General features: G+C 30.0%; 6 protein-coding genes. All 6 read left to right on the top strand.

Translation table 11 applies throughout. The features are described from left to right. The first annotated feature begins 261 nt into the window (after positions 1 to 261). The 6 genes from NNC19_RS15685 to dapA all read left to right on the top strand — a co-directional run bounded on the left by NNC19_RS15685 (position 262) and on the right by dapA (position 8439). Positions 262 to 1173: a TIM barrel protein gene (locus tag NNC19_RS15685; RefSeq protein ID WP_310939613.1), complete on the top strand. Its 912-nt coding sequence runs from the start codon at positions 262 to 264 to the stop codon at positions 1171 to 1173. A gap of 171 nt (positions 1174 to 1344) precedes the next feature. Further along, the gene (locus tag NNC19_RS15680; RefSeq protein ID WP_310939612.1) at positions 1345 to 2505 is read left to right on the top strand and encodes a sugar diacid recognition domain-containing protein; all 1161 of its coding nucleotides are present in this window, start codon (positions 1345 to 1347) and stop codon (positions 2503 to 2505) included. 347 nt (positions 2506 to 2852) lie between these two features. After that, positions 2853 to 4175, top strand: a complete 1323-nt coding sequence (locus tag NNC19_RS15675) for a gluconate:H+ symporter (RefSeq protein ID WP_310939611.1) — start codon at positions 2853 to 2855, stop codon at positions 4173 to 4175. Positions 4176 to 4724: 549 nt separating this feature from the next. Then, positions 4725 to 6047 (top strand): gluconate:H+ symporter, encoded by a 1323-nt coding sequence (locus tag NNC19_RS15670; RefSeq protein WP_310939610.1) that lies wholly within the window; start codon positions 4725 to 4727, stop codon positions 6045 to 6047. 328 nt (positions 6048 to 6375) lie between these two features. Continuing rightward, complete coding sequence (locus NNC19_RS15665; RefSeq protein ID WP_310939609.1) at positions 6376 to 7521, top strand: glycerate kinase; 1146 nt, start codon at positions 6376 to 6378, stop codon at positions 7519 to 7521. Positions 7522 to 7539: 18 nt separating this feature from the next. After that, positions 7540 to 8439, top strand: a complete 900-nt coding sequence (gene dapA / locus NNC19_RS15660) for a 4-hydroxy-tetrahydrodipicolinate synthase (protein ID WP_310939608.1) — start codon at positions 7540 to 7542, stop codon at positions 8437 to 8439. The last annotated feature ends 11 nt before the right edge of the window (positions 8440 to 8450 follow it).

The following is an 8450-nucleotide window of genomic DNA, read 5'->3' as shown; positions in this document are numbered from 1 at the left end:
AAAAACTAAACCGAATCTATCTTTGAAGGGAATAGTTGAATAAATCCTATCAAAATAAATTCGGTGAATAATTTAGGTTAAACAATAAATTTTAGGTACTTATATGATTAGTATTAGAGTTTTACTATGGTATATGTTAAAATGCACAATAAATAAGATGAAAAAATGGTAAAATGAATAGTGACAAGAGTGGATGATATTATTAGCATTTAATTATATTTAACATTAGTAGTTACTTTATTTAAGAAAAGAGGAAGCAAAATGAATGAATCGATTTATAAATATCTAGAAGTTGGACTAATACATTTTATGGCTTATCCAGAAACAACTAAATTTAATAGTCAAGATAATATAGTTGAAACATTAAAGAAAGTTTTAGTGGATGATTATTTTAATGCAATAGAAATTACTCATATAAAAGATGATAAAAAGAGAGAAGAAGTTAGAGTGTTATTAGAACAAAGTCATATGAAAGTAGCTTATGGGGTTCAGCCAAGATTACTTGGTGGGAAATTAAATCCTAATGATTTAGATGAAGTGGAAAGAAAAAAGGCAGAAAAGATAATTATTGAATCAATAGATGAAGCAGCTTATTTAGGAGCTAAAAGTATAGCTTTTTTAGCAGGAAAATATGAAGAGAATAAAAAAAATGAGGCTTTTGAACAATTGCTGAAGACAACTAAAAATGTATGTAAATATGCAAAGGCAAAGAATATAAATGTTAGTTTAGAGGTTTTTGATTATGATGTTGACAAAAAATCTTTAATTGGGCCAGCTGATTATGCAGTAAAATTTGCTGCAAAAATAAGAAAAGATAATGATAATTTTGGTCTATTAGTTGACTTGTCACATTTACCTCAGACTTATGAATCATCAAAGTATGCAATTCAAACCATGAAACCATATATAACACATTTTCATATAGGAAACTGTGTTATGAAAGAAGGGGCCATAGCATATGGAGATACTCATCCACGTTTTGGATTTCCAAATGGTTCTAATGATGTAAATGAACTTAAAGAATTTCTTCAAGTGATGAAAGAGGAAGGTTTTTTTAATATAGAAAATCCTTATGTACTTTCTTTTGAGGTGAAACCATGGGAGAATGAGAATTCAGAGGTTGTTATAGCAAATGCTAAAAGAACACTAAATAGGGCATGGGCATTACTTTAAAGAATAGTGTAAGTAAAAAAAATGATATATCGGCAAATATTAACCTAGACATAAGTTAGTAAACTATGAGAATATAAAATAAAGGATATAGATCGTGAAAATTCTATAGCCTTTATTTTTATTTTATATGTAAAGCTTTATACAAAAAAAGTGTAGAGGGGAGAGGACAATATGGAGTTTTTGAGTGAAGAGCTTGCTAGAAGGATAGTTGAAAGAACAATGAATGTTGTTAATTATAATATCAATATAATGAATGAACATGGTGTAATAATAGCATCTGGTGATAAGGAACGAATTGGAACTACTCATGAAGGGGCTATAATTGCACTTCAAAGAAAATCAGAATTTAATATTAATGAAAATGAAAGTAAAAAGCTGCAAGGTGTACTTGAAGGAATCAATATAGTAATAGAATTTCATAATAAAGTAGTTGGAGTAATTGGAATTACAGGAGCTCCTAAAGAAATTTTAGGATATGCTAAACTAATTAAAATGACAGCGGAAATGATGATAGAGCAAGAACAGGTCATGAAAGAATTGGAATGGAACAATAGAATGAAAGAAGAAATGATGATGGCTCTTATATATAATAAAGCTAATTCAGTTATTCTATTGGATGAATATATTAAAAAATTTAAATTACCATATGAATATCCTATGATTATTTTTATTGTAGAGTTAAGATTTTCAGAAAGTTATATGAAAAATGATTTAACTACTAATAGTAAAATAATTAATATATTGGAGGGAACTATTAAGGAATCTTTAGCATCTGCAATTAATTCAAATACTATTGTAGTTTTGCATAAATGTTTGCATTATAACAATAGAAATGAAAATTATGAGGAAAAAATAAAAAAAGTTCATAAAAAAATAAAAGAGCAAATAGGCGTTGAAGTAAAAATATCAACAGGAAAAATATATAATAAGCTTTTAGAAGTATATAAATCTTTTGATATAGCAAAAGAAACTCTTGAATTTGGGAAAAAAATGCACCCCAAGGAAGATATTTATATATTTGAATTACTAAAGTATGATATGCTGTTTTTTCAAAATAATGCGAAATGGAAAGTTAATGAACTTGAAGATACATATAGATTAATAGCTGAAAATGATAAGAGCAAGGCTCTGAGAGAAACGTTAAAAGTTCTTATAGAAGAGAGTGGGGAACTTAGTAGTGTTGCTAATAGATTATTTATACATAGAAATACATTAAGTTATAGGCTAGATAAGATATATAAACTAACTAATAGAAATCCTAGAAAATATACAGATTTATTTTGGCTATATAGTTCTATAATTAATTTTGAAATAGATACCAGGGAAAGGTAAGATGAAAATCTTATCTTTTTTTTAGTTAATGGTTATAAAAATAAAAAAATTATGCATAATGATGAAAATACACCTTGAAAACGATTGATATTTGTGCAGTTGAATATTGTTTGAGATTGTTAAAAATATAATAATGTATATATTGGTTGTCCAGGAAATTCATTTATCAGAAAATTTTAAACTCATTGTTAATTTATTCATTAAAGAATCAAATGTACATAAAGAAAACGCTCACATAAATTTAGAGAATAGATTAAATAAAGAAAAATACAGTTGTTTATGCAATTTTTTTTGTTATTAAACAATATTTACATTTAGTAAATAGAATTAAAGAAGGAGAGATGAAAATGGCACTAGTTACAGTTGCTTTTGGGGTATTAATATTATTAGTATTAATGATGGGATTTAAGATTGATGGATTTATTTCGTTAATTTTAGTTTCGTTAATTGTTGGACTTATGTTAGGAATGCCTTTTGAAGAGGTTACAGCATCAATATATAAAGGAGTTGGTAGTCAATTACAAAGCTTGGTACTCATACTTGCATTTGGTGCAATGCTTGGTAAGTTACTATCAGCATCAGGGGCGGCTCATCGTATTGCAATGACACTTATCAAAAAGTTTGGTAAGCAAAATGTTAGATGGGCAATGTTATTAACTTCACTTATTGTTGGTATTACTATGTTCTATGAAGCGGGATTTATTGTTTTGATTCCAATTGTTTATACTATAGTTGCAGAAATGGGTATATCATTGATGGCAGCTGGATTACCAGTAGTTACAGGATTATCAATAACACATAGTTTTTTACCACCACATCCAGGACCAGCAGCAGTTGTTACTATATATGGAGCTGATATGGGAAAAACATTACTTATAGGACTTTTGATTGCTATTCCATCTGTAATAATATTAGAAGTGTTTTATAATAAATCAAAATGGGCTTTGAGTGCAAAAGCATCAGTTCCAGAAGGTTTAGCATCTACAGAAAAATTTAAAGAAGAAGATTTACCTGGTTTTGGGATAAGTGTACTTACTGCTTTAATTCCTATTATTCTTATGGCTATTGAAACTTTTTCGAGTTTTATAATAGATAAAAACTCAGAAGTTATGAAGTACATAAAATTCGTTGGGGATGCGCCAATTGCTCTATTAATTACCGTTTTGATTGCAACTTATACACTTGGTCTTTCTCGTGGCAAGAAAATGGAAGAAGTGATGAGTATATTAAGTGGTTCTGTAAAAGCTATAGCTATGATAATATTAGTAATTGGAGCTGGGGGTGCTTTTAAACAAGTAATTGTTGATGCTGGTATAGGAAATACCGTTAATGAATTAACAAGTGGATTAAATATTTCCCCTTTAATATTAGCTTGGGTAATTGCAGCTGCTATAAGAACTGCAGTTGGATCAGCAACAGTAGCTATAACAACAGCATCAGGTATTATTTTACCTATGGTAGCTGCATCAGGAGTAAGTCCAGAACTTATGGTTTTGGCTACATCATGTGGAAGTATGTTTGCATCACATGTTAATGATCCTGGATTTTGGATGTTTAAAGAATATTTCAATTTATCAGTTGGTGATGCTATAAAAGTAAGAACTCCATATACATGTATCTTATCTGCACTTGGTCTAATTTTTGTATTGATTTTAAGTAATTTTTTATAATATTAAGTTAATAAACATAAGAAATAGTGTGTTAATAAATTTTCTAAACAATAGAGAATAATTAAGAAGTTTTGGTGATTAATATATAGTGTATAAATCATCAAAGCTTTTTTTTGTTAAAGTGGATTGTTTAAAGTAAAACAATATATGTATTATGTGGAAAATAGAGGTGAGAATTTGAAGCGCTTGAGAAAAAAATGTGCAGAATGATGAAAAAAGACTTTTGAAAACGGTTTAAAATTGTGCAGTTAAACATTGTTTGGAATCGTTAAAAATATGATAATGTAATCATAAACAAATAAGAAATTCATTTATCAGAAAATTTTTATTTGTTTGATAATTAAAAAAAGGTTAAATTAAGTGTGCACATTGAGAAAACGATTACTCATGCAAGGTAAAATTAATTAGAAACAAAACAACTTACCAAAAGAATAAATAAAAAATTATAGAAAGGATGAGCAAACAAAGAAGTAGTATCTTTCATTTGAACAATTTTCATTATTAATTAAGATTCACATGTATTTAATAAAATTAGAAGGAGAGATAAAAATGGCGTTAATTACAGTTGCTTTTGGTGTATTAATATTATTAGTATTGATGATGGGGTTGAAAATTGATGGATTCATTTCATTGATTTTAGTTTCATTAATTGTTGGAATTATGCTTGGAATGCCTTTAGAAAAAGTTACTGCATCTATGTATAGTGGTATTGGTGGGCAGTTAAAAAGTTTAATTCTTATCCTAGCTTTTGGAGCTATGCTTGGTAAATTACTAGCCGATTCAGGAGCTGCTCAACGTATTGCTACAACACTAATTAATAAGTTTGGGAAGAAGAGAGTTCAGTGGGCAATGTTATTAACTTCTCTTATTGTTGGTATAACAATGTTTTTTGAAGCAGGTTTTATAGTGTTGATTCCAATTATATTTACTGTAGTTGCAGAAACTGGAATTCCATTGATGTTTGTAGGATTACCAGCAGTTATAGGATTATCAACAACTCATAGTTTTTTGCCACCTCATCCAGGGCCAGCAGCAGTAGCTGTTACATATGGAGCAAGCATGGGCAAAACATTACTTTTAGGTCTTTTAATAGCTATTCCAGCTGCTATATTAGTTGGAATATTTTACACCAAATCAAAATGGGTTGCTAGCGTCAAGGCTTCTGTTCCTGAAGGATTAGCAACTAGCAAGATATTTAAAGATGATGAAATGCCAAGTTTTGGTGCAAGTATGTTTACTGCATTAATACCTGTAATTCTTATGGCTATTACTACATTTGCTGATCTTTATCTTGATAAAGAGTCTGTATTGTTGAAATATATCAGTTTTGTTGGAGATGCGCCAGTAGCTCTATTGATTACTGTTTTGATTGCTAGCTACACTCTTGGTGTTGCTCGTGGAAGAAAATTAGAAGAAGTTATGAAGAGTTTAAGTGGGTCAGTTAAGGCTATTGCTATGATAATACTAGTAATTGGTGCTGGGGGAGCATTTAAACAAGTAATTGTTGATGCAGGTATAGGAAAAACTATTAGTGAAATGACACAAGGGTTAAATATTTCACCATTAATATTAGCATGGGTAATTGCGGCATTATTGAGAACTGCAGTTGGTTCAGCAACAGTTGCTATAACTACAGCATCAGGGATTGTATTACCACTACTAGCGAGTACAGGTGTTAGCCCAGAACTATTAGTTTTAGCTACATCATCTGGTAGCGTATTTGCTTCACATGTTAATGATCCTGGTTTTTGGATGTTTAAGGAATATTTCAATTTACCAGTTGGGCAAGCAATTAAAATAAGAACTGTATATACAATTTTATTATCAATAATTGGTTTGGCTGGAGTGTTAGTTTTAGATATATTCTTCTAAAATTAATTGAATGGTTTGTATAACGGTAAAAAAGATATATTTTTAACAATTAATTAAAAAGTAAAGGTTAAATTAGTATACATGATAAGGGTGGAATTGTGCAGGTACAATAAAATATTAAGGATAAAAAAAGAGTTATTTGTATGTGATGCACATTGTTTGAGATAATTGTTTTGAGTATAATTTATTTATGTAAAAGTTATCAACGGAATTCTTGACAAGCTACTTACATAAAAGTAGATTTTGAAATGTTATTGATAATTAAATAAATCTACAAAACATTAACAAAGTTATCTTTGCATGTGATTATTTAAGGAGGAGGTGAATTATGAAAATAGTTATAGCACCTGATTCGTTTAAAGGGAGTTTAACAGCTCTTGAAGTAGCTAACGCTATAGAAGAAGGGTTAAAGAAGTATGATGAAACTTTTGAGCTTGAAAAAGTCCCTATGGCAGATGGGGGAGAAGGAACAGTTGAATCTTTAGTTTCACTTACAAATGGAGAAATAATAACAGTAGATGTTAAGGATCCTCTTATGAGAGAAATAAAGGGATTTTATGGACTTTTAGGTGATAAAAAAACTGCTGTAATTGAAATGGCAGCAGCTTCAGGCTTACCACTTTTAAAAGAAAATGAAAAAAATCCTCTTATAACATCAACATATGGAACAGGTCAATTAATAAAAGATGCCTTGGATAGAGGCTGTAACAATTTCATAATTGGAATAGGTGGAAGTGCTACAAATGATGGTGGTACAGGAATGCTAAAAGCTCTAGGTGTTAAGTTCTTGGATGAGAATAATAATGAAGTGAAGGATGGAGCTATTGAATTAGATAAGTTACTTACAATTGATATGTCAGGTTTTGATAAAAGAATTTTTGAATGTGACATAAAAGTTGCTTGTGATGTTCAAAATCCACTTTGCGGAGAGAATGGAGCGTCATATGTCTTTGGGGCACAAAAAGGTGCGGATGAAGAGTTGATGGCTATTTTAGATAAAAATCTATATCATTATGGAGAGGTTTTAGAAAAGACATTTAATACTGAAGTAATTAATGTGCCAGGTGCTGGAGCAGCTGGTGGTATGGGTGCAGCATTTATTGCAGTAATTAAGGGCAAACTAGAACGTGGAATTGATATTATTATTCAAGAAAGTAAGTTAAATGAAAAGTTAGAAAACGCTGATTTAGTTTTTACAGGAGAAGGAAAAATAGATTTTCAAACAAAGTTTGGAAAGACACCTTTTGGAGTAGCTAGTGAAGCTAAAAAGAAGGATATACCAGTAATTGCTCTTGCTGGTTCAGTAGGAGAAGGCACAGATACCTTATATGAAGCAGGGTTTGATGGAATATTTAGTATAATGGATAGTCCTATGACACTAGAAGAAGCAATTAAAGATAGTGAAAATCTTGTGAAGGAAGCAGCATATAGAATAATAAATTTATATATGGCTCATGAGAGAAAAGTTAAATAGAAGATTGGAGTAGTAAGTATGTTTAAACCAAATGGAATTATTCCAGCATTAGTAACACCTTTAGATGAACATGGAAACTTAATGGAAAATTCGTTAAAGAAAGTAATTGACTATACTTTAGAAGCAGGAGTTCATGGAGTATTTGTATTAGGAAGTACGGGAGAAATCTATGGATTAACAGATAAACAAAAGCAAAGAGTTATTGAAGTTACAGTTGAACATGTAAATGGAAGAGTGCCAGTTTATGCAGCAGCAAGTGAAATAACAACAAACAATGCTATAAAAACAGCTAAAATGGCAGAGGAAGTTGGAGGAGTTTCGGCAATTTCAGTATTAACTCCATACTTTGTATCACCTACTCAGGAAGAAATGGCAGAACATTTTAAAGCTGTAGCAAATTCAGTAAAAACACCAATAATTTTATATGGTTGTGATGGAAGAGCTCATAATAAAATTATGCCAGAAACAGCATTCAAATTATCAAGAGAAGAAAACATAATAGGAATTAAAGATAGTAGTGGAGATGCCAAAAGAATGGAAGAATACTGCAAGCTTACTAATGATATAGAAGACTTCACAGTATTATGTGGAATAGATACATTTATTTGTGATGGTTTAACTTTTGGAACTAATGGAGCTATTGCTTCAAGTGCAAATATAGCACCTAAAATATCTGTAGGAATTTACAATGCATTTAAAAATGGTGATCTAGAAACAGCTAGAAAGCTTCAAGAAAAATTATTACCTCTTAGAAATGCATATGGTCTTGGAACTTTCCCTGGAGTTATAAAGGAAGCACTTCAAATGGTTGGAATTGATGTTGGAGTAGCATTAAAACCAGTAGGACCAATGAGTGAAGAAAATCGTGCTAAATTAGCTGCGGTTTTAAAAGATTTAGATGTTTATAAAATAAAATAAATAGAAACTAA

Origin of the sequence: Clostridium sp. SHJSY1, from assembly GCF_031626875.1 — a bacterium.
Taxonomy (GTDB): domain Bacteria; phylum Bacillota; class Clostridia; order Clostridiales; family Clostridiaceae; genus Clostridium.
This window is presented reverse-complemented; position numbering and strand designations above follow the sequence as displayed.

Coding starts and splice junctions, on each gene's coding strand:
- NNC19_RS15685 (WP_310939613.1), top strand. CDS start 262: ATGAATGAATCGATTTATAAATATCTAGAAGTTGGACTAATACATTTT.
- NNC19_RS15680 (WP_310939612.1), top strand. CDS start 1,345: ATGGAGTTTTTGAGTGAAGAGCTTGCTAGAAGGATAGTTGAAAGAACA.
- NNC19_RS15675 (WP_310939611.1), top strand. CDS start 2,853: ATGGCACTAGTTACAGTTGCTTTTGGGGTATTAATATTATTAGTATTA.
- NNC19_RS15670 (WP_310939610.1), top strand. CDS start 4,725: ATGGCGTTAATTACAGTTGCTTTTGGTGTATTAATATTATTAGTATTG.
- NNC19_RS15665 (WP_310939609.1), top strand. CDS start 6,376: ATGAAAATAGTTATAGCACCTGATTCGTTTAAAGGGAGTTTAACAGCT.
- dapA (WP_310939608.1), top strand. CDS start 7,540: ATGTTTAAACCAAATGGAATTATTCCAGCATTAGTAACACCTTTAGAT.